Annotated in this window: 20 protein-coding genes; 16 read left to right on the top strand and 4 right to left on the bottom strand. The window is 62.6% G+C overall.

Features of this window, described 5'->3' with window-relative positions; genetic code table 11:
• Positions 1-7 precede the first annotated feature (7 nt).
• The gene (locus IE093_RS02855) at positions 8-1,108 is read left to right on the top strand and encodes a DegT/DnrJ/EryC1/StrS family aminotransferase (RefSeq protein ID WP_308427189.1); all 1,101 of its coding nucleotides are present in this window, start codon (positions 8-10) and stop codon (positions 1,106-1,108) included.
• A gap of 197 nt (positions 1,109-1,305) precedes the next feature.
• Here IE093_RS02855 and IE093_RS02850 read toward each other — a convergent pair whose 3' ends face one another.
• On the bottom strand, positions 1,306-2,973 hold the full coding sequence (locus IE093_RS02850) for an electron transfer flavoprotein-ubiquinone oxidoreductase (protein ID WP_189466032.1): 1,668 nt from the start codon (positions 2,971-2,973) through the stop codon (positions 1,306-1,308).
• Positions 2,974-3,381: 408 nt separating this feature from the next.
• Between IE093_RS02850 and IE093_RS02845 the strand changes: the two genes are divergently transcribed.
• The 8 genes from IE093_RS02845 (at position 3,382) to IE093_RS02810 (ending at position 10,273) form a co-directional block, all read left to right on the top strand.
• Positions 3,382-4,134: an electron transfer flavoprotein subunit beta/FixA family protein gene (locus IE093_RS02845; RefSeq protein ID WP_189466030.1), complete on the top strand. Its 753-nt coding sequence runs from the start codon at positions 3,382-3,384 to the stop codon at positions 4,132-4,134.
• The gene (locus IE093_RS02840) at positions 4,131-5,057 is read left to right on the top strand and encodes an electron transfer flavoprotein subunit alpha/FixB family protein (RefSeq protein WP_189466028.1); all 927 of its coding nucleotides are present in this window, start codon (positions 4,131-4,133) and stop codon (positions 5,055-5,057) included. Before IE093_RS02845 ends, IE093_RS02840 begins: the two co-directional genes overlap by 4 nt.
• 146 nt (positions 5,058-5,203) lie before the next feature.
• Positions 5,204-5,992, top strand: a complete 789-nt coding sequence (locus tag IE093_RS02835; protein WP_229803201.1) for a DUF3450 domain-containing protein — start codon at positions 5,204-5,206, stop codon at positions 5,990-5,992.
• Positions 5,989-7,371 (top strand): MotA/TolQ/ExbB proton channel family protein, encoded by a 1,383-nt coding sequence (locus tag IE093_RS02830; RefSeq protein ID WP_189466026.1) that lies wholly within the window; start codon positions 5,989-5,991, stop codon positions 7,369-7,371. The genes IE093_RS02835 and IE093_RS02830 overlap by 4 nt, the downstream gene beginning before the upstream one ends.
• Positions 7,346-7,888 (top strand): MotA/TolQ/ExbB proton channel family protein, encoded by a 543-nt coding sequence (locus tag IE093_RS02825; RefSeq protein WP_189466024.1) that lies wholly within the window; start codon positions 7,346-7,348, stop codon positions 7,886-7,888. Before IE093_RS02830 ends, IE093_RS02825 begins: the two co-directional genes overlap by 26 nt.
• Positions 7,881-8,288, top strand: a complete 408-nt coding sequence (locus IE093_RS02820) for an ExbD/TolR family protein (RefSeq protein ID WP_189466022.1) — start codon at positions 7,881-7,883, stop codon at positions 8,286-8,288. Before IE093_RS02825 ends, IE093_RS02820 begins: the two co-directional genes overlap by 8 nt.
• Positions 8,288-9,070, top strand: a complete 783-nt coding sequence (locus tag IE093_RS02815) for an energy transducer TonB (RefSeq protein WP_189466020.1) — start codon at positions 8,288-8,290, stop codon at positions 9,068-9,070. The genes IE093_RS02820 and IE093_RS02815 overlap by 1 nt, the downstream gene beginning before the upstream one ends.
• Before the next feature lie 3 nt (positions 9,071-9,073).
• A complete protein-coding gene (locus IE093_RS02810) occupies positions 9,074-10,273 on the top strand; it encodes a tetratricopeptide repeat protein (RefSeq protein WP_189466018.1) in 1,200 nt (399 codons plus the stop codon).
• Here IE093_RS02810 and xthA read toward each other — a convergent pair.
• Both xthA and IE093_RS02800 read right to left on the bottom strand, forming a co-directional pair.
• Positions 10,240-11,055: an exodeoxyribonuclease III gene (gene xthA / locus IE093_RS02805; protein ID WP_189466456.1), complete on the bottom strand. Its 816-nt coding sequence runs from the start codon at positions 11,053-11,055 to the stop codon at positions 10,240-10,242. The two genes, IE093_RS02810 and xthA, sit on opposite strands and share 34 nt — an antisense overlap.
• Entirely contained in the window at positions 11,055-11,300 is a 246-nt protein-coding gene (locus IE093_RS02800; protein WP_189466016.1) for a hypothetical protein, read from the bottom strand. Before IE093_RS02800 ends, xthA begins: the two co-directional genes overlap by 1 nt.
• A gap of 181 nt (positions 11,301-11,481) precedes the next feature.
• On the opposite strand from IE093_RS02800, the gene rhlB reads away from it, so the two are divergent.
• Entirely contained in the window at positions 11,482-12,756 is a 1,275-nt protein-coding gene (gene rhlB / locus IE093_RS02795; protein ID WP_189466014.1) for an ATP-dependent RNA helicase RhlB, read from the top strand.
• Between the two features lie 32 nt (positions 12,757-12,788).
• Positions 12,789-14,951, top strand: coding sequence for an ATP-dependent DNA helicase DinG (dinG, locus tag IE093_RS02790; protein ID WP_189466012.1), 2,163 nt, complete (start codon positions 12,789-12,791; stop codon positions 14,949-14,951).
• 35 nt (positions 14,952-14,986) lie between these two features.
• On the opposite strand, the gene IE093_RS02785 is transcribed toward dinG, so the two are convergent.
• Complete coding sequence (locus IE093_RS02785) at positions 14,987-16,066, bottom strand: 3-deoxy-7-phosphoheptulonate synthase (protein ID WP_189466010.1); 1,080 nt, start codon at positions 16,064-16,066, stop codon at positions 14,987-14,989.
• Positions 16,067-16,359: 293 nt separating this feature from the next.
• Between IE093_RS02785 and rpoE the strand changes: the two genes are divergently transcribed.
• From rpoE to IE093_RS02760, 5 genes are all read left to right on the top strand, one after another.
• On the top strand, positions 16,360-16,965 hold the full coding sequence (rpoE, locus tag IE093_RS02780; RefSeq protein ID WP_189466008.1) for an RNA polymerase sigma factor RpoE: 606 nt from the start codon (positions 16,360-16,362) through the stop codon (positions 16,963-16,965).
• 116 nt (positions 16,966-17,081) lie between these two features.
• Entirely contained in the window at positions 17,082-17,798 is a 717-nt protein-coding gene (locus tag IE093_RS02775; protein ID WP_189466006.1) for a sigma-E factor negative regulatory protein, read from the top strand.
• The gene (locus IE093_RS02770; protein ID WP_189466004.1) at positions 17,798-18,841 is read left to right on the top strand and encodes a MucB/RseB C-terminal domain-containing protein; all 1,044 of its coding nucleotides are present in this window, start codon (positions 17,798-17,800) and stop codon (positions 18,839-18,841) included. Before IE093_RS02775 ends, IE093_RS02770 begins: the two co-directional genes overlap by 1 nt.
• Positions 18,838-19,356 carry a SoxR reducing system RseC family protein gene (locus IE093_RS02765; RefSeq protein ID WP_189466002.1) on the top strand — a complete coding sequence of 173 codons (519 nt, stop codon included), beginning with the start codon at positions 18,838-18,840 and terminating at the stop codon, positions 19,354-19,356. Before IE093_RS02770 ends, IE093_RS02765 begins: the two co-directional genes overlap by 4 nt.
• Before the next feature lie 24 nt (positions 19,357-19,380).
• Positions 19,381-20,817 carry a DegQ family serine endoprotease gene (locus tag IE093_RS02760; RefSeq protein ID WP_189466000.1) on the top strand — a complete coding sequence of 479 codons (1,437 nt, stop codon included), beginning with the start codon at positions 19,381-19,383 and terminating at the stop codon, positions 20,815-20,817.
• Positions 20,818-20,881 lie beyond the last annotated feature (64 nt).

Genomic DNA, 20,881 nt, shown 5'->3' with positions numbered 1-20,881 from the left:
CACTGTGATGAACTTCATTGATCTGGCCGCCCAGCAGGCGCGCATCAGACCGCTTCTGGATGCCGCCATGCAGCGGGTTCTGGCCCACGGCCACTACGTGCTTGGCCCCGAGGTGGAGGAGCTGGAGCAGCGTCTGGCCGCCTACGTCGGCGTCGCGCACTGCATCAGCTGTGCCAACGGCACCGACGCCCTGCAGATTGCTCAGATGGCATTGGGTATCGGTCCGGGAGATGAGGTCATCGTGCCTGGTTTCACCTTCATCGCCAGTGCCGAGAGCGTGGCATTGGTCGGCGCCAAGCCGGTCTATGTCGACATTGATCCTGACTGCTATCTGCTGGACCCGTCCCAATTGGAAGCGGCGATCACATCGCGTACTCGTGCCATCATGGCGGTGTCGTTGTTCGGACAGTGTGCCGATTTCACGGCGATTGAAGCGGTCGCCGCACGCCATGGCCTGACGGTGATCGAGGATGCCGCCCAGAGCTTTGGCGCGACCCAGCATGGGCGCCGCTCGGGAGGCATCAGCCGGGTTGCCTGTACCAGCTTCTTTCCCAGCAAGCCGCTGGGTGCCTATGGTGACGGCGGGGCGTTGTTCACCGATGATGCCGACCTGGCAGTCACGATGCGCCGGATCGCCCGGCACGGCGAGTCACGCCGCTACCGTCATGAATGCCTCGGACTGAATAGCCGGTTGGACACGCTGCAGGCCGCCATTCTGCTGGCCAAGCTGGAAATTTTCGATGAGGAGCTGGCGTTGCGCCAACAGGTGGCGGCGCGTTACGACCGCCTGCTGCATGAGGGGGGCATCACCACGACGCCCCGGATCATCGACCACAACACCAGTGTCTTCGCCCAATACAGCATTCGGGTGCCACAGCGCGATCGCGTGCAGCAGGCCCTGAGCCAGGCCGGGATTCCCTCGGCCGTTCACTACCCGTTGCCGTTGCATCGCCAACCTGCCGTGGCCAATGCCGAGTGCCAACTGCCCGTGGCCGAGGCGGTCTGCGAGCAGATTCTCAGCCTGCCGATGTACCCCTATCTCGCGCCGGAGCAGCAGGAACGGGTGGTGGCGGCGCTGCAGCAGGCGCTATCCAAGCCGGAAGCTTGAAGAGCGGCGCTGCGCGCCTGGAAGTCATAAGCTAGAAGAGCGGCGCTCCGCGCCTGGAAGCTTGAAGAAAAACCCTTGAAGCTAGCTTCTGGTGGCAAGATGCTGCCTTCCAGCTTCCAGCTTCCAGCTTCCAGCTTCCAGCTTCCAGCTTCCAGCTTCCAGCTTCCAGCTTCCAGCTTCCAGCTTCCAGCTTCCAGTTACATGTTGGGATAGTTCGGTCCGCCACCGCCCTCCGGTGCCACCCAGGTGATGTTCTGGGCCGGATCCTTGATGTCGCAGGTCTTGCAGTGGATGCAGTTCTGGAAGTTGATCTGGAAACGCGGCTTGCCATCCTCGTCCTCGACCACCTCGTAGACGCCCACCGGGCAATAGCGCTGTGCCGGCTCGTCGTATTCAGGCAGGTTATCGCGGATCGGCAGCTCGGGGTCCGTGAGCTTGAGATGGCAGGGCTGATCCTCCTCGTGGTTGGTGTTGGACAGGAACACCGAAGAGGGCTTGTCGAACGACAGCTTGCCATCCGGCTTGGGGTAGTCGATCTTCTGGCATTCGGCGGCCGGCATCAGGGCGGCATGATCCGGCGTGGTGTCATGCAGGGTGGGCAACTTGCCGCCCAGCAGTTGATCGAGGAAGTTGTAGGCGCCGCCGAGCACGGTGCCGTATTTGTGGATTGCCGGGCCGAAACTGCGACTCTCGTCGAGCTCCCGGTAGGCCCAGCTCTGCTCCCACTTGGTGGTGAACGCGGTAAGTTCGTTACCGCCCTCGTCGCCTTGGGCGATGGCCTCGAAGACGCTTTCGGCGGCCACCATGCCGGACTTCATGGCGGTGTGCAGGCCCTTGATCTTGGCGAAGTTCAGGGTGCCGGCATCGCAGCCGATCAGCAGGCCCCCTGGGAAGGTCATCCTGGGCAGACAGTTCAGCCCGCCCTTGGTGATGGCCCGGGCGCCGTAGGCCACGCGCGAACCGCCCTCCAGATACTGCTTAAGCAAAGGATGATGCTTCATGCGCTGGAATTCGTCGAACGGCGACAACCAGGGGTTCTGGTAGGAGAGGTCGACGATCAGGCCGACCACCACTTGTTGGTTGTCGGCGTGGTAGAGGAACCAGCCGCCGTGGGCGTTGCCTTGCAACGGCCAGCCGGCACCGTGCAGCACCAGGCCCGGCTCGTGTTTGTCGGCCGGCACGTCCCACAACTCCTTGAGACCGATGCCGTAGTGCTGCGGGTCGCGGCCCTCGTCAAGCTGGAACTCGCTGATCAGCCGCTTGCCGAGGTGGCCGCGGGCGCCTTCGGCGAACAGGGTGTACTTGGCGCGCAGCTCCATGCCCGGCATATGGCCGTCCTTGGGCTGGCCGTCGGCACCGACGCCCATGTCGCCGGTGATGATGCCCCTGACGGTACCGTCTTCCCCGAACAGCACCTCTTGGGCGGCGAAGCCGGGGAAGATCTCCACGCCGAGTTCCTCGGCCTGTTCGGCCAGCCAGCGGCACAGGTTGCCGGCACTGATCACGTAGCGGTTTCGTTCGCCGCCAATGTTGTGCATCGGTTTGGGAACCAGGGCATTGGGCAGCTTCTGGGCTTTCTCGGCATTTCTGAGCAGGTAGAGTTCGTCGCGGACCACCGGCGTGGCGAGAGGGGCGCCACGTTCTTCCCAGTCGGGGAACAGCTCGTCAACCGCCCGCGGGTCCAGGATCGCACCGGAGAGGATGTGGGCGCCGACCTCGGAGCCCTTCTCGACCACGCACACCGTCAACTCGCGCTCGGCGTCCTGAGCCTGCTGCATCAGGCGGCAGGCCGCCGCCAGGCCGGCCGGGCCGGCACCGACGATGACCACGTCGAAATCCATGAATTCGCGTTCTACCTGTTCCACATCTTGTCTCCTTCATCTTCGACACCTGGTGCCGTGGATGCCTCTCGTGCCAGTCGGATATACAATTGTGCGCCATTCAGGGCAGGCTTGATACCCGAGGGGGTATCGCATCGACTAAATCAAACGGTCGTTTGCTTCTGGATTCTGCTCATGGTATGCATAATAGGAACAATAGGATACCCCTACCAAGGGCGATCATGGCACCCGGAAGTATCGATGGGTGACCATGTGCGTTGGATAGGCATATCGGAAGGTTCGAGGATTGTCGCCGCTCGGGCGCTGTGGCAGATTAACGCCTGTCTTGAAAGCCTAAGCCTATCAAACGCTTGGATGATTTTGCGATAAGGGCATGTTTGCTTGTTCTAAGCCCAACCGAACGGTTCCCGACAAGAACCTAGCGAGGACACCATGAAAGTACTGGTCGCGGTCAAACGCGTCATCGACTACAACGTCAAGATCCGGGTCAAGCCGGACAATAGCGACGTCGACCTTACCAACGTCAAGATGGCCATGAACCCGTTCTGCGAGATCGCCGTGGAAGAGGCGGTACGTCTCAAGGAACGCGGCGTGGCCAGCGAGGTGGTCGCGGTCACCGTCGGCCCCAAGGCCGCCCAGGAGCAGTTGCGCACGGCGCTGGCGCTGGGCGCCGATCGTGCCATCCATGTCGAGACCGATGAGAAGGTCGAGTCGCTGGCCGTGGCCAAGCTGCTGCAGAAGGTCGTCGACGAGGAGCAGCCGCAACTGGTGATCCTCGGCAAGCAGGCCATCGACACCGACAACAACCAGACCGGCCAGATGCTCGCCGCGCTGACCGGGCTGCCCCAGGGCACCTTCGCTTCCGAGGTGAAGGTGGAAGGCGACAAGCTGCGGGTCACCCGCGAGATCGACGGCGGCTTGCAGACCGTCGAACTGAGCCTGCCGGCCATCGTCACCACCGACCTGCGCCTCAACGAGCCGCGCTACGCCAAGCTGCCCGACATCATGAAGGCCAAGAAGAAGCCACTGGCAACCAAGACGCCGGCGGAACTGGGCGTCGAGGTGGCCTCCAAGGTCACGCTGCTCAAGGTCGAGCCGCCGGCCGAACGCCAAGGGGGCATCAAGGTGGGCTCCGTCGATGAGCTCGTCGACAAACTCAAGAACGAAGCCAAGGTGATTTCATGAGCATTCTGGTCCTTGCCGAACATCACGACGGGCAGCTCAGTCCCGCCACCGCCCATGTCGTGGCCGCGGCGCAACAGATCGGTGGCGACATCGACGTGCTGGTTGCGGGAGAGAATGTCGCGGCCGTGGCCGAGGCCGCCACCAAGCTCGACGGCATCACCCGCGTGCGGGTGGCCGACAACGCCGTCTACGCCCACCAGCTCGCCGAGCCGTTGGGCGCGCTGCTGGCCGCGCTGGCCGATGACTACAGCCATGTGCTAGCCCCCGCCTCCACCACCGGCAAGAACGTGCTGCCGCGGCTGGCCGCGTTGAAGGGCGTCAGCCAGCTCTCCGACGTCATCGGCGTCGAGAGCGTCGACACCTTCCGGCGCCCGATCTACGCCGGCAACGCCATCGCCACGGTGCAGAGCGCCGATCCCCTCAAGGTGATCACCGTGCGCACCTCGGCCTTCGAGGCGGTGGCGGAAGGCAATAGTGCGCCCATCGAGGCCGTCGACACGGTGGTCGACAACGCCCTGTCAGCGTTCGTCGGCGAGGAGCTGGCGCAGAGCGAGCGGCCCGAGCTGGGCGCGGCGCGGGTGGTGATCTCCGGCGGGCGCGGCATGGGCAGCGGCGAGAACTTCCAGCTGCTCGAGGGCATCGCCGACAAGCTGGGCGCGGCGATCGGCGCCTCGCGGGCGGCGGTTGACGCCGGCTTCGTGCCCAACGACATGCAGGTCGGCCAGACCGGCAAGATCGTCGCGCCGGAGCTGTACATCGCGGTGGGCATCTCAGGCGCCATCCAGCACCTGGCGGGGATGAAGGACTCCAAGGTGATCGTCGCCATCAACAAGGACGAGGAGGCGCCGATCTTCCAGGTCGCGGACTATGGCCTCGTCGCGGATCTATTTGAGGCGCTGCCTGAGCTCGAACAGAAGCTGTAGGCTCCACTTTTCGATCGTAACGAATCATTGCCGGCCCTTGAGAGAGGGCCGGTTTTTTGTGCTTCGAAGGTTGGCATTATTGATAATTATTATTATTTGGGATAGCGTGCAACTCCTATCGCTTACCCCATCCTGGAGAAGAAGAGGTGCAAGACAAGCTGACCATTCCGCGCTGGGGCCTGGCTATCGCGTTGTGCTGTCTGGCGCCGATAGCGATGGCAGACGACGAACTGCTGGATGAATCGCAGCGCGCCCAGAAGGCCCAGGCGGAGCTTCAAGCGCGTATCGATGCGGCGGACGAAGCGACCCGTCAACGCCTTGAAGAGCTGCGAGAGGCACGGCAAGAAACTCGACGTCTCGATGCCTACAACGACGAATTGGAACCCCTGGTCGAGCGTCAGGCAGAGACCATCGCCACGCGGGAGCGGGCCCTGGATACCCTTGCCGAGACTCGTGATGTCCTGCCCGTGGTAATGCGTGAACTGGTCGAACGGCTTGAGCGATTCGTCGAGAGCGATTTGCCCTTCCTGCGTGACGAGCGCCTGGCGCGAGTCGCGGACCTGGAAACGATGCTCAGCGACAGTGAGCTGAGCCAGGCTGACAAGCTCGACCGGATTCTCTTGGCCTGGAGAACCGAGTTGGACTATGGACGTGAAATGGATGCCTGGAGTGGCCGGCTCGAAGGGGAAGTTCCCCTGGAAGTCGACTTCCTGCGCATCGGGCGGGTCGGGCTCTACTATCTGACCCCCGACGGTCGCCATGGTGGAGTCTGGAAGGTGGCGTACGGCGAATGGCGCCCTCTCGACGGCGAGGCATTGAGTGAGCTGCGCAAGGGGCTGCGAATCGCGCGCGATCAGCGTGCCCCGGAGTTGCTGTCCTTGCCGGTCTCGCAAGTCGTGGAAGTGGTCGAAGAACAAGGCGAGGAGGCCTCATGAACAGCCGTATCGTGACGGTGGCGCGTTACTTGGCGCTGGGGATGTTACTGTGCTGGCCGTTCGCCGGAGTGCAAGCCCAATCATCCGATGCCCCCGTGGAAACCCTACGCGCCGAGCGCCAGGCCGCCGAAGCCCGGGATAGAGCGCGCCTGGCCGAACTGGTCGATGATCGTGAAGCGTTGGAGGAAGCGCTGGAAACGGCTACCGCCGAGCGGGATGCCGCCCGCGAACGCCGTGAGACGCTCGAGGCTCGCCAGCAGCAACAGCGCGAACGGCTTCAAGAGCTGAACGAACGGCGCCGTGAGCAAGGTGGGGATCTCGATGGCGTACTGGCAGTGGTGTCGCGGCATAGCGGCGAATTGCGCGACGAACTGTCGGATAGCTGGTTGACCGTCGGTAGGGCGACATTGCCCGAGCGACTCGACGAGCAGGCCGTCCTCGAGGGCGAGCATGTGGAGTCGCTGGCCGATCGATTGATGACCCTGACCGCCGAGAGCGGTCGCGCCATTCGGTTCACTGCGCCGGTAGCCGATCATTCCGGACGTATCGCGCCACGCGAGGTGATTCGCCTGGGCGACTTCCTGGCCTTCGGCGAAAGCGATCTGTTGCATCGCAGCGGTGAAGGCGAGGCGCAACGGCTGGCCGTGGCTGAGCGCACGCCGCATGACGTCGCCTCACGGCTCGAGGCTTTCCAGCAGGGAACGGGCGATGAGGTGAGTTTCGATCCGACGCACGGCCAGGTGATCGACGCCCTGGCCCAGCAGCCGAGCCTGGCCGAGCGCTTCCATCAGGGCGGCGCAGTGGGTTACGTGGTGGTGACGCTGGGGGTGATCGGCCTGCTGGTGGCGCTGGGTCAGTATGGCTACCTACTGCGCGTGAGCATGATGCTGCGGCGTCAGATTCGCGATCTCGATATCCTGCGTGACGACAACCCGTTGGGAAGGGTGCTGGCCCGCTTCCAGGCCTTGGGCAGCGATCACGCTCCCGAAGCGCTGGAGGCGCGTCTCGATGAGGCTCTACTGGCCGAACAGCCGCGCCTCGAGCGTGGCCAGCCACTGGTCAAGTTGCTGGCGGCCGTGGCACCCCTGCTCGGCCTGCTGGGTACCGTGACTGGCATGATAGTGACCTTCCAGTCTATCACGGTATTCGGCACCGGCGATCCCCAGTTGATGGCGGGGGGGATCAGTCAAGCCCTGGTGACCACCGTGCTTGGGCTGATCACGGCCGTACCGCTGCTGTTTGCTCACACGGCATTGGCCAGCCGCAGCCGTCACTTGGTGGGGGTGGTGGAAGGGCGTGCCAGCGCGGCGCTGGCCGAACATCTGGAAGCCCAGCGCAAGACGTCGGAGCAGCGTGTCCATGATTCCGCTCTGGCTTGATCCCCTGGCTCGGCTGGTCGATGCCGGTGGGGTCGTGCTGGTGGTGATCGGCGTGGTGGCCGCAGTGTTGTTTGCCATGGCGCTCGAGCGTTGGTGGTACTTCCGTTTCACTCACCGTCGCGCCAGGCGTGCCCTGATCCGACGCTGGGTTGCACGGCGCGATCACACAAGCTGGAGTGCGCTGACCCTGCGCGAAGTCTGGACCCAGGCGCTCCTGGCACGGCTGCGTCGCACCTTGCCCTGGTTGAAGTTGCTGGTAGGCGTCTGCCCCTTGCTGGGTTTGCTTGGCACGGTCACCGGCATGATCAGTGTCTTCGATAGCCTGGCACTCAGTGAGGTCAGCCAGGCTCGGGCAATGGCCGATGGCGTGGCGCGTGCCACCTTGCCGACGCTGGTTGGCATGGCGGTGGCGGTGGCGGGGCTGCTGTTCACCACACGACTCGAACAACTCATTCGGCGCGAGGATCAGAAATTGCATGACCGAATGGCTCGCGCCGCGGAGGAAACTCATGCGTAGACGCCGGCTGAGTGCTGATCATGGCGAGGCCCACGAAGTCAATCTGACACCGATGCTGGACGTGGTCTTCATCATGTTGATCTTCTTCATCGTCACTACCAGCTTCATCAAGGAAAGTGGCGTGGATGTCGAACGACCCGAGTCCTCGGCAGCGTCGCCGCGCCCCGATGCCCAAGTGATGGTAGCGATCACGCCCGAGAACGCGGTCTGGGTCGATGGGCGGCCGGTGGATATCCATCGGGTCGGTAGCGAGGTTGCGAGCCTGGTGAGCGGCCAGGGAGGGGTAGTCATCCAAGCTGATCGTGCCTCTACTACAGGCCTGCTGATCGAGGTCATGGACCGTATTCGTGAAGCCGGCGTCGACAATGTTGCCGTGGCGGCCCGTCGAGGAGGGCCCTGATGCGTGTTGTCGTGGCGGCGTTAGGCGGTGTCTTGCTGGCGCTGCTGCTGTTTCTTCTGTTGGCGCTGCTGGTCGCTCCTCCGGAAGAGGAGCGCGAGATCGTCGAGGTGACGATGTCGATGGCAATGACCGATGTGCCGGAATCGACGGAACAGGAAACGTCGGCTCCCGCGGAGGCGTTGCCACCACCACCGCCGCAGACGGCGTCGCCACCTCCGGCCCCGATGCCGGCACCGACCTTCGACAGTGCCATTGCCTTGCCGGAACCCGAGATGCCGGCCTTGGAGACTCCTGAGGTGGAGCTGGATACGGTTCTGCCGGAGATCAGCGAGGTGCGTCCCGAGCCGGAGCCGCAACCTCAGCCAGAGCCACAACCGGAACCGCGGCCCGAACCCAAGGCCGAACCGGTCGAGGCATCACAGCCCGCTGAGTCGCTGGCACAAGACAGCGAACCGGCGGAGGCAACGGACTCGCAGGCCGCGACATCGGCCCGCGTGGATGGAGCGCGGGTAGCCGAGGGAATCGAGTCATCGCCACGACCGACTCGACGCGTGCCGCCGGAATATCCCGCCCGAGCACAACGGCGGGGCCTGGAAGGCTACGTTGAGGTCCACTTTACGATCGGTGCCGATGGTCGTGTCGAGGCGAATTCGATCGAGATCGTGGAGGCCCGACCACGCAATGTCTTCGACCGTGCGGCGCGTCAGGCGATCGCCCGCTGGGAGTTCCCCGCGGGGCAGCCGAGACGGGCGCGTCAGCGGCTGGAATTTCAGTTGAGGTGAGCCATGAGCGATATACGACGGATTGCGCGGTGGCGTCTCGCTTGTGTGCTGGTCGGTGTCTGGGCCTGGTGTACGACCGGGTATGCGGCACCGCCCTTGTCGAGTGACATGGTGCGGGACCTGGAAACGCTTCAGCAGCGTCTTGCGGCGGGAGAGGCAGCGGGCGTCGCTGAAAAAGCCCAGGTTCAGGCGCAGAGACTCGAGGGAGGCAATGCCGCCGACCGTTGGGCACGGGCACTGTACCTGCAACTGGCGGCGACAGCGGTGGCTCAGGAAGGCCGATATGCGCAAGCGGCCGACTGGTTGCGCGACGCGCGAGGCATGGCGGATATCGATACCGAGCACCGGGCCCGCTGGTTGCGTCAGGAAGCTCGCCTGCGACTGCGTGACGGGCAGACGCAAGAGGGGAGTGAATTGCTAGGCAGGTGGTTGGCAGAGCACAGCGATGCGGAGGCGGCCGACCTGTGGTTGATGGCCCAGGCCCAAGTCGCCTTGTCGCACTGGGAGGAGGCCGTGCCATGGGTCGAACGTGCCATGCGGCATGATTCGGCTCCTAGCGAGGCGCATCTGTCGCTGGCGGCATCGGTCTATCAACGTGTGGGGCAGGACAAACAGGCGTTGCAAATATTGGATCGCCTGCTGGCACAGGCTTCCGAGGATGCCGATCAGTGGCGACGTGCAGCGGGGCTCGCCCAGCGCTTGGGAGAGCACGGCCAAGCCGCAGCCTTGTGGGAGGCTGGCTGGCGACGTGGCGCCCTGTCGGGACGCGATGATCTCCTGATGCGTATCCGCTTGCACCTTGCGGGAGGTACACCGGCACGAGCGGGTGAGATACTGCAAGCGGCGCTGGACCAGGGAGAATTGGCCGACAGCCTCGACCATCGGCGGCTGCTGGCACAGGCCTGGACGGCGGCACGTGATCGACGACGCGCTCTGCAGGCCTGGCGTGCGGTCGCCCAGAGAAGCGGCGAAAGCGAGGACTGGATGCAGCTCGGCCAGTTGGCGTATGCCTGGGGAGAGGAAAGGAAGGCGCTCGAGGCTTGGCGCTGTGCCCATGAACTAGGTGCCGAGGAGGCTGTAGCCTGGTTGGAGCGCCTCAAGGAAAGCGAAGGAGAGAACGCTGCGACACCTGGCATCCCGGACCAGGCGTCGCATCGCGGAGGTAATGATCAGAGCGATAGCTCGGTCCACACCGGGGCGTGATCCGAGGGCTTGTCCATGCCCCGCAGCTCGTAATCGATACCGGCATCACGCACTCGTTCACCGAGAGGTTCGGTAACCAGGATGTAATCGATGCGCAGCCCGCGCTTGGGATCGCGATCGAAGCCGCGGGAACGGTAGTCGAACCAACTGAAGCGGTCGTCGATCTCGGGGTGACAGAGTCGGTAGCTGTCCTTCAGTCCCCACTCCTTGATGCGCGAGAGCCACTCGCGCTCGATCGGCTGGAAGCTGGTCTTGCCCTCCCGCAGCCAACGCTTGCGGTTGGCTTCGCCGATGCCGATGTCGATATCCTCGGGCGATATGTTGAAATCCCCCATCACGACGACACGCTCGTCCGGGCGATGCAGGGCGTCCAGTAGCTGCGAGAGCTGTGAGTAGAAGTGTCGCTTGTGGGGAAACTTGGTAGGGTGGTCGACATTCTCGCCTTGTGGGAAGTAGCCGTTCCACACGGTCAAGGCCTCGCCGTCGGCCGACGGCAACCGGATGCCGATCATACGGCGTTGGGCGTCTTCGCCGTCGTCGGGGAAGCCGTAGAATACCGTTTCGGGTTCATCTCGGGTGAGAAGCGCGACACCGTAGTGGCCTTTCTGGCCATGATAATAGACCTGATAGCCGAGAGCCCTGATGGCATCCTCGGGAAACTCGCTGTTCTGGACCTTGGTTTCCTGCAGGCCGATCACCTCTGGCTGGTGAGCGTCGATCAATGCTTCGAGCTGATGCAGGCGTGAACGCAATCCGTTGATATTGAAGGATACCAGTCGCATCATTCGTCCTTGTCGTCGTTCCGGGCATTATCCGGGGAGTGAATCTCGATGGTGGGGGCCTGCTGCTGGCGTGCCAGCTTGCGGGCAGCCTGAAGCTTGCGCTGCTGAGCTTTCTTGTCGGTGAAACGGCGCGACGAGGTGACCTGATCGGGGTTCTCGTGACGCCATTTCCGGTAATCCTTGCGCTTGCCGGTGCGGATCGTCACCTTGTCGGCCAGAGACCGGGTCTTCTTCCTGCGCGTCATGGGACAAGACTCCTGAATGCGTTTGCCAGGCATTCTATCAGGGCGACGATGACCTTCGAAGCGCCGTTCGCAGCGAGCGCGCCCTCTTCGTCAATGACTGGTACAATAGTGTGCTTGAAAATGCCCGGGCGTTTGCCGTCAACGCAACACATTCACTGATATCGAGACACAATCATAGCCTATGAGCGAGTCGGAAAAGACCCAAGCACCGGCCCAGAACCGCAAGCCCAAACGTCGTCGTCGTAAACCGCGCAAGTCCCAGTCCAATTGGGATCTGCGGCAATTCCAGGTACCCGCCGTGGCGGGGAAGTGGCGTTTTCACGACTTCGATTTGCCATTGCCGCTGATGCGTGCCATTCATGCCCTGGGGTTCGAGTATTGCACGCCGATCCAGGCCGAAGCATTGAATCGGACATTGCTGGGTGGCGACGTGGTCGGCAAGGCCCAGACCGGTACCGGCAAGACGGCCGCCTTCCTGATTTCGATCCTGGCCTATTTCCTGGAGGAAAAGGCTCCCGACGGGCAGAAAACAGGAGCGCCGCGCGCCTTGATCATTGCTCCAACGCGGGAGCTGGCGCTGCAGATCGAAAAAGACGCCAAAGCGCTGGCTCGCTTTACTTCGCTGAACGTGGCCAGCGTGGTGGGGGGTATGGACTATCAGAAGCAGCGCGACAACCTGGGTAAGTCACTGGATATCCTGGTGGCCACGCCCGGGCGTCTGCTCGATTTCCACCAACGGCGGGATGTCGATCTGACCCAGGTCGAGGTACTGGTGCTCGACGAGGCCGATCGCATGCTGTCGATGGGCTTCATCCCCGACGTCAAGCGCATCATACGCCATACGCCCAAGAAGGAGGAGCGCCAGACCTTCCTGTTCTCGGCGACCTTCACCGAGGACATCCTCAATCTGGCAAGCCAATGGACTCACGAAGCCTCGCACATCGACATCGAAGTCACGGTGGACAACGCTGCCGCTATCGACCAGCGCGTCTACATGGTCGGCGACGACGACAAGCAGCGCCTGTTGATCAACCTGCTCAAGCAGGAAACCTTCGACCGGGTGATGGTGTTCGGCAATCGCCGAGACTTGGTGCGTAAACTCGACGACCTACTGCGCAAGGCCGACATCAATGTGGCGATGCTCTCCGGCGATGTGCCGCAGTCGCAACGGATCAAGACTCTGGAGCGTTTCCGCGAGGGGGATGTCCGTGTGCTGGTGGCGACCGATGTGGCCGGACGCGGCATTCATATCGATGACGTCAGCCACGTGATCAACTATACCCTGCCGGAAGATCCCGAGGATTACGTGCACCGTATCGGCCGTACCGGACGCGCCGGTGCCAAGGGCGTATCGATCAGCTTTGTCGGTGAGGAGGATGCCTTCTCGCTGCCGGAGATCGAGCGCTACATCAACGACAAGTTGCCCTGCGAGCATCCCCCAGAGGGCATGCTGTAAGGGTAGCGCCAAGCCGCGAGGATGGGAGTGCGATGCTCGACGAGGCACTCAAGGGCGAGATCCAGGCCGCCTACCGCCGGGTGCTGGAACGTCTCGAGCTGACCCCACGCTATGGTCAGCGGCTGATGATCGCCGAGATCGCGCGCACCTTGGCAAGCATCGAGGTCGATGATGCTGGCCGGCGTACCTCCGACGAACATGTGTGCGTGCTCGAGGCGGGTACCGGTACCGGCAAGACCCTGGCCTATCTGCTGGCGGCATTGCCGGTGGCCAAAGCCCATGGCAAGCGGCTGGTGGTTTCCACTGCCACGGTGGCACTGCAGGAACAGGTGCTGCACCAGGACCTGCCGGCGCTGGCCGAACACAGCGGTCTCGATTTCGACTTTGCCTTGGCCAAGGGACGGGGCCGTTATCTGTGCGTCGCCAAGCTCGACCAGGCGCTGGACGGTGGCGAGGACAATCCCACCCTATCGCTGTTCGAACAGGCACTCGACGCCCGTGACGGCGATGACTTCCAGGTATTGGTCAAGGAACTCGCCGAGGCCTATGGCAGTGGACGCTGGGAAGGGGATCGCGATAGCTGGCCGCAGGCCATTGCCGATCCCCAATGGCGGCGCCTGACCACTGACCACCGCCAGTGTACCAATCGCCGCTGTGGGCACTTCAGTGCCTGCGCCTTCTTTCGTGCTCGCCGCCAGCTCGAGAGCGCCGATGTCATCGTTGCCAATCACGACTTGGTGCTGGCCGACCTGTCGTTGGGTGGTGGTGTCGTGTTGCCCAAACCATCCGAGTGCATCTATGTGTTCGATGAGGGCCACCATCTTCCCGACAAGGCAATCGAGCATTTCACTCATCGCTTCGCCGTCAATGGGGCCCTGCGCTGGCTGCGCACGCTCAAGAAATCGCTCACCGACCTGAATGCAGCACTGGCCGTGCAACCGACCGTGGCGCGTCTGCTGGCTGGCATGCCGGAGACCATCGCCGCGCTTGAACCACGCCTCGGCGAGGTCTTCGCTCTGGGGCATCGGGTGGCGGAGCTTCCTAACGGCCTTGCCGGTGAAAACAGCGACGACAGTCGGCATCACCGTTTCGACATGGGGCGGGTACCGTCGGCGTTGCGTGAGCATGCCAGTGCCTTGACCGTGATCTTCGCCGAGCTTGCGCGCAATCTGGAGACCATGGCCGATATCCTGCGCGAGAGCCTCGACCCGGAAAAACACACCGGGTTGCCGCGTGAGCAGGCCGAGCCGTGGCTGCCCTTGATTGCGCTGCTGCATGGTCGGGCGCTCGAGGCGCATGCGCTGTGGTTGGCGATGAGCGAGGAGGACGACCCCAACGAGCCGCCCCGGGCACGCTGGTTGACCTTCGAGCGGATCCAGGGCGATGCGGAGCTGACCTTCTCGGCGAGCCCAGTGTCGGCGGCGGCAACCCTGGCACGTTATTTGTGGGGGAGCTGTCATGGGGCGGTGGTGACGTCGGCGACGCTGACCGCTCTGGGGCGTTTCGAGCGCTTGCAGGAGCGTGCAGGGCTTGCCAACCGCTATCGCTACCAGCGCTTGCCGAGTCCTTTCGACTACTCGCGGGCGGTGCTCAGCGTGCCTCGCGAAGCCGTCGATCCGGGCGATCGGGATGCCCACGAGCGAGCCATCGTGACATTCGTCGAGGGGCTGGAATCGCGAGAGGCGGTACTAATGCTGTTCTCCTCACGGGCCCAGTTGCGCGCCGTGGAGAAAGCGTTACCCAAGGAGTTGCGCGAGCGGGTGCTGGCCCAGGACCGTTTGCCAAAGCGTGAGCTGATCGAACGCCACCGCGCCCGCGTGGATGCAGGGGAAGGGAGCATCATTTTCGGCCTGGCGAGCTTCGCCGAAGGCATCGATCTGCCCGGCGACTATTTGACGCACGTGGTGATCACCCGCCTGCCGTTTGCGGTGCCCGACGATCCCGTCGGTGCGACGTTGGCGGAGTGGATCGAGAGTCGAGGTGGCAACCCCTTCATGCGTATTGCGGTGCCGGACGCCTCGATCAAGTTGGTCCAGGCCTGTGGACGTTTGATTCGCAAGGAGGCAGACAGCGGTCGTATCACTCTGCTCGACCGCCGGGTGCTGACGCGTCGCTATGGGCAGGCGCTACTGAACTCTTTGCCGCCATTCAGCCGCGAAATCGACGGTCAAAGAGTAAACGAGCCCGCTATCTAGCGAGCTCGTAGCCAGGGGCAATGGCGGGATGGAGGTCAGGATACCCGGCGGCGCTTGTCCAGCACTGGAGCGAGCTTCTCGGCCATGTGGTGGAAGGCGCGATCGGTGGTGTCCCAGTCGATGCAGGCGTCGGTGATCGAAACCCCGTACTTGAGCTGGCTGCGATCCTCGGGGATCTTCTGGTTGCCCCAGCCGATGTGCGATTCGATCATCAGGCCGATGATCGAACGGTTGCCCTCGAGGATCTGATTGGTGACGTTTTCCATCACCAGAGGCTGCAAGGCCGGATCCTTGTTGGAGTTGGCATGCGAGCAGTCGATCATGATATTGGGCTGGATGCCCGCCTTGACCAACTCCTGCTCGGCGAGAGCTACGCTGACGCTATCGTAGTTGGGCTTGCCGTTGCCGCCGCGCAACACCACATGACCATAGGCATTACCACGGGTGCGGATGATCGCCACTTGGCCGGCTTGGTCGATGCCCAGGAAATTGTGTGGATGTGAAACCGACTGCAAGGCGTTGACAGCTACATCCAGGCTGCCGTCGGTGCCGTTCTTGAAGCCGACCGGACAGGACAAGCCAGAGGCCATCTCGCGATGGGTCTGCGATTCGGTGGTGCGAGCGCCGATGGCCGACCAACTGATGCAGTCTTGCAGGTACTGCGGCGAGATCGGATCCAATGCCTCGGTGGCCAGCGGCAGCCCTATCTCGGCCAATTCCACCAGCAACCGGCGCGCAATGTGCAAGCCTTCCTCGATCTCGAATGAGCCGTTGAGGTGCGGGTCGTTGATCAACCCCTTCCAGCCTACGGTGGTACGAGGCTTCTCGAAATAGACGCGCATCACGATATAGAGGCTGTCCTTGACTTCGTCGGCCAGGCGGCGTAGCCGGCGTGCATAGTCGACCGCGGCATCGACGTCGTGGATGGAGCAGGGGCCGACCACCACCAACAGTCGGGGGTCTTCGCCGTCGAGAATCCGTTGGATGGTTTCGCGCCCCTCTATGACCGTGCGTTCGGCTGCCTCGGTCAAGGGGATTTCCTGCTTGAGCGCTTCGGGAGTGATCAGAACATCCTGGGCCAGGACGTTGAGATTGTTGACCTGCTGTTGTGACATGCCGCTACCTGTTAGTGATACGCGCGTATAGATGGTGTGAACTGCCTACTATCGCTCGTGACAGTGGAAAAAATCAACGTCGATAGGGAACTGCCGTCGACTTGTACAGTCTCAGCGCATCGTTGATATCGGCAGACGCCGCTTGATGGAATGCCAATAAACAGGAACACTGACGGGAACCACCACAGCTTGCCATCAGGGCTCAGATTGACGTTATGAATCGTTACTTGCATGTAGCTTGGCCGGCATGTCATGCCGTGCCAATTTTGTCTCCCTGTCTGGGGGGGAGTTGAATGGCCACCAGGGAAACCGACCAGCAACTCGTCGAACGCGCGCAGAAAGGAGATAACCGGGCTTTCGACCTGCTGGTCAAGAAGTACCAGCATAAGATCATCGGTTTGATCAGCCGCTATGTGCATGATCAAGCCGAGGTCCACGATGTGGCCCAGGACGCTTTCATCAAGGCGTACCGGGCATTGGGCAAGTTCCGTTCTGAAAGCGCCTTCTATACCTGGATGTATCGCATTGCCATCAACACGGCCAAGAATCACCTGGTATCGCGTGGGCGGCGGCCTCCCGGCAGCGACCTGGATATCGTCGATGCCGAGATTGTCGACCACAGTGGACGTCTGTCGGATATCGAGTCGCCGGAAGCCTCCATCGCTCGGGACCAGCTTGAGGCCGCGGTGTTCGAGGCAATCGAAAAGTTGCCCGAGGATTTGCGCACCGCCATCACTCTGCGCGAGCTGGATGGGCTCTCCTATGAGGACATCGCCCAGATCATGCAGTGCCCCGTCGGTACGGTGCGCTCACGGATCTTTCGTGCCCGTGAGGCGGTCGATAAGCATATCCAGCCGTTGATCACCACGGCACGAACCCAAGACATGATTCATGAATGACTGCAAAAAAAGACGACGTTTATCCGTTTCGTGGCTGAACTGTTGTGCGGTGTAAGCGTCAGAGAGAGTGGCTGTTTTTTTCGAATGGCACCATATCGAGCGTGAGGGTGTGAGTAATGAACCAGAATGCACGGGAATCGCTTTCTGCCTTGATGGACAACGAGGGCGATGAGCTCGAGTTGCGCCGCGTACTCAAGATGTTGGTCGAGTCTCCCGATGAAACCGAGGTCTGGCGACGCTACCATCTGGCACGAAGCCTGATGCAGCGTGACCGCGATATCGATGTCGGTACCGATCTGTCGGCCGGTATCATGGCCAGGCTGCGGGACGAGCCCTTGCCTGAAATGGAAAAGGCGTCCATGAGACGCCAGGGTGCCTTCTCCTTTGCGGGCAGTGCCGCGATCGCGGCAGCCGTCTCCCTGATGGTGATTACCGGTGTTCAGTTCTACAACAACTCCGGGATCGAGAGCGAGCCCGGCGTGGTAGCGAGCAGCGACAGTGCATCTCAGACCACGTCCTCTCGAAGTGAAGGGCAGACCTTGGCGGCATCGAATGGAGTGGGCTCGAGGACGCTCGAACGACCGTCACTCGTCGATTTGCCGTTGTTTCAGTCGCCATCCTCCAATCGCGGAGCGATGACCGTTGGCGCTTCGGCCGAAGTGCCAATGTTCATGGTACCGAACTCTCGACAGTCCCAGCGCAATGATCAGGAACAGGCGAGGTTGTTGCAATCCTATCTCGATCGTCATGCCGAAGGGGCCTCCTACCGTAGCGGCGATGCTTGGATGCCGCTGCTGCGGGCGTCTGGATACGAGACTTTGGGACAGCGCTGATGCTCTCCGAGCTGACCTTGAATCGTCTTGTCTCTCCGCTCGCGATATTGCTGTTGAGCGGCATGATGAGCGGCATTGCCCAAGCCGAGGAGATCGAGGATCTGGCGTCGGCATGGGATAGCGAGAAAGGGTTCGATTGCCGTGTGCTTGCCGACCGTCCGGTACCAGAGGTCGCCGCCGAATGGTACGAGCGTAGTCTGTGGGCGACGCATTGCTATGTTTTTCGGGCGCGAGCGGTGCGCATCGGCAGCGGTGGCGTCAGGACGCTGGCGCTCTTGCATGACATCCAGGACGGTATCGAGCGCGAGGTTGCCCGCTTTCTCGATGGCCCACCGGTGGTTTATGAACGGCGTGGTCGCATCGGGCGTGGCAGTTGGGCGCAGGATGGCGAGCAGGCACCGGCGTCGCCGACAGCGATCATGGCCCACCTCGAGGACCATTACCGCTTGAGCCTTGGCGGTGAGGAGCGAATCGCTGGCCGCAGGACGGTGCGCCTGGATATCGAACCCCTCGACAGCATGCGTTATGGCCACCGCCTGTGGCTCGATCACCGTTCGTCACTGCCGCTCAAGCAGGAACTGCTGGACGATAATGGGCGCGTGCTGGAGACCTTCCAGATGACCGAGCTCGAACGCCCGATGCTTTACGATGGGCATGTCGCGCTCGATGAGTTACGGGAACCTCCTTCCGATCCCTGGCAACCTGGTTGGCTGCCTCCAGGCTATATCGCCCAGCCGGTCTCCACGTCGAGTTCGCTACACGATGTCAATGTAGGACACCGCTTATTCAGCGACGGATTGTCCAGCCTGAGTCTGTTCGTCGAGCCGCTTGATAACGACGGTCCCTTGTTGGCACCGGGAATGCACCGTCTGGGTATTTCCTATGCGGCCGTGCGACACATGGAACTGGGCGGTCAGCCAATGCAGGTCGTGGTCATGGGAGAGGCGCCGCCACAGGTGCTGCTGAGAGTCGTCGAGCAAGTGGAGTGGCGCCGGGATCAGGCCAACCGCTCCGATTCTTCAGAGGCAGCAGAGACGCCATGAGTGCCAGCCTTTCCGAGACATCGCAGCAGTCATCACTGATCGAAGAGGCACGGGTCGTCGAGCCTTTCGCGGGCGGAGCCTGGGTGGAGGTCTCCCGGCCTTCATCCTGCCGGCGGTGTGCGGCGCGGCAAGGGTGCGGCGCTGGCTTGCTGGCGCGCTGGCGTTCGTCTGGCGCGGTACAACGTCTGGCCGTGCACAGCGAACATCCTCTGCAAGTCAATGACCGTGTGTATCTGGCGCTGCCTGCCTCGAAGTTCTTACAAGGCACCCTGATGGTATACGGCATCCCGTTGGGAGCGGCCTTGCTGGCCGGTGGGCTGGCCGAGACCCTTTTGAGCGTCGGCCATGCGATGGTGCCGCTGGCCTTCGCGATAGGACTGGCGGCAGGGTGGGCAGTCGTGCAATGGCACGGGCGTCGCCATGTCGCCAGCTTTCGTCCTCGCTTGCTGATTCGGCAAGCTCAAGAGCGCCCCACTTGGGGCGTTTCTGAAAAGGTAAGTGTGAAATCGCGTTAACGACGCAGTCCGCAGGAGCTCCACATGGAACGCATGAATCGACATCTATCTATCTGGCTGTTGTTACTGATGATGGCCTTCGTCTGGCAGTCCGCGCTGGCCCAGGACCGGGCGCAACGATTGCCGGACTTCGCCGATCTCGTCGAAGATGCGGCACCTGCCGTCGTCAACATTTCGTCGACGCGCATGGTGCCTTCACGCAGCATGCAATTCCACGGGCCTGGTGGCCAGGAGATCCCGGAAATCTTCCGTCGTTTCTTCGGCGACCAATTCCCGATGCCGCCTGGCGGTGGGGGGCGTGGTCATAGCGAGGAGCGCCAGTCGCTGGGTTCCGGTTTCATCATCAGCGAGGACGGCTACATACTGACCAATTCCCACGTGGTGGAGGGCGCCGAGGAAATCGTGGTGCGCCTCAATGACCGTCGCGAGTTGGAGGCTGAGTTGGTCGGTGCCGATAGCAAGACCGACGTAGCTCTGCTCAAGGTCGATGCCTCGGAACTACCAACCCTGAAGATAGGCGATTCCGACGAGTTGCGAGTCGGAGAGTGGGTCGCGGCAATCGGCTCGCCGTTCGGCTTCGATCACTCGGTCACCGCCGGGATAGTCAGTGCCATCAATCGAACCTTGCCCAGCGATGCCTATGTGCCTTTCATCCAGACCGACGTGGCGATCAACCCCGGCAACTCCGGTGGGCCGCTGTTCAACCTCAATGGCGAGGTGGTGGGGATCAACTCGCAGATCTTCACCCGCAGCGGAGGCTTCATGGGGCTCTCGTTCGCCATTCCCATCAGCGTAGCCATGGATATCGCCAACCAGTTGCGCGAAGAAGGACACGTCAGCCGTGGCTGGCTGGGCGTCGTGATCCAGCCGGTATCCCGTGATCTGGCCGAGTCCTTCGGTCTCGATGGACCCACAGGGGCACTGATCGCCGATGTGGCTCCCGACGGTCCGGCGGCGGAGTATGGCCTTCAGGCCGGTGACATCATTCTCGAGGTGGACGGTAATGAAGTCGACCGCTCCAGCACTCTGCCACGTCTGATCGGTCGCGTTAGCCCCGGGGACGACGTCGAGCTGTCATTGCTGCGCGATGGCGATCTCCAGACCGAGACCGTGACCGTCGGTGCATGGCCAGACGAAGAAGGCGGTAATGGCCCCGCCTCCTCGCAGTCGGACCGTCAGGCCCGACTGGGGCTGGTAGTCAGCGAGCTCGACTCCAGCGAGCGCCAGCGCCTGGGGCTTGACGCCGGTGTACTGGTCCGCCAGGTGGATCCGGATGGTGCTGCCGCGGCAGCCGGCATTCGTCCGGGTGATGTGATCGTCTCGGTGGACCATCAAAGCGTTGACTCCCCTCGGAGTTTGGTCGACGTGGTCGAAGGGCTAAGCACTGACCGTGCGGTACCGGTGCGCCTCTATCGTGATGGGCGTTCATTGTTCGTGGCGATGCGCCTGACCCAAGGCTAATAAGCCGATTGAGTTGAAGTGCGACGGGGCCCACCGGGCCCCGTCTTGCGTCTTGGGCCGCTTT

The sequence above is a fragment of the Litchfieldella qijiaojingensis genome (assembly GCF_014651875.1).
In the GTDB taxonomy this organism is placed as follows: Bacteria; Pseudomonadota; Gammaproteobacteria; order Pseudomonadales; family Halomonadaceae; genus Litchfieldella; species Litchfieldella qijiaojingensis.
This window is presented reverse-complemented; position numbering and strand designations above follow the sequence as displayed.